The sequence below is a fragment of the Blautia sp. MSK17_66 genome (assembly GCF_020538025.1).
In the GTDB taxonomy this organism is placed as follows: Bacteria; Bacillota; Clostridia; order Lachnospirales; family Lachnospiraceae; genus Blautia_A.
The window spans coordinates 1-599 of the sequence record NZ_JAJBNQ010000081.1 but is presented as its reverse complement, the minus strand read 5'-3'; the positions used below and the strand labels follow the sequence as shown (position 1 = coordinate 599).

At 40.4% G+C, this 599-nt stretch carries 1 protein-coding gene; it reads right to left on the bottom strand.

The window, feature by feature from the left end:
- Positions 1–599: transposase (locus LIR34_RS17565; protein WP_265107757.1), on the bottom strand; the 599-nt coding region annotated here is incomplete at both ends.

The following is a 599-nucleotide window of genomic DNA, read 5'->3' as shown; positions in this document are numbered from 1 at the left end:
TTTCGATGATTTTGGATATTTTATTCCTCTTTCCGATTGCTGTGCATACCATACAGACTGCACTCTGGCGATTTCTTTATGAAAATATCTTTCCAGAGAAAGATACTTTCTTCCCAGAATAAAAGCCCTGCCATTTCCAGAATCATAACAGGTCATCAGATTATGAAGTCCCAGATCAATAGATAAATAATGTCCATTCTGAGAAATCTGTTCCGGCTCTTCAATCTCATAGATAACAATAAGGTCACATTTTCCATTTTCCGGTGGATAGATCCGCAGCTGTTTTATGTGATCCATGTTCCTGAAAATCTTATTTTCAAGATATAGAAATTTTTCATGGATCCCATATGTTTCTTCCATGTAGCTTTTCAGATTCTTTGGCAGAGACAGCCGCATCCGGTCTGAGCCTTTCTCATGCCGGATCCCCATCTGCATGTATGTGACCGGTATATTCTCCTGTTTAAAACGGGGTGGATTTGGATCTTTGATCCCTCCGGTCTTTTTCAGGACATAAAAGGATTTCCATGCTTTGTCCAGCTGCTTGCAGGTCTCCTGTGCTGTCTGTGACGGAAGCTGTTTATACCACAGATTTCCTTTAT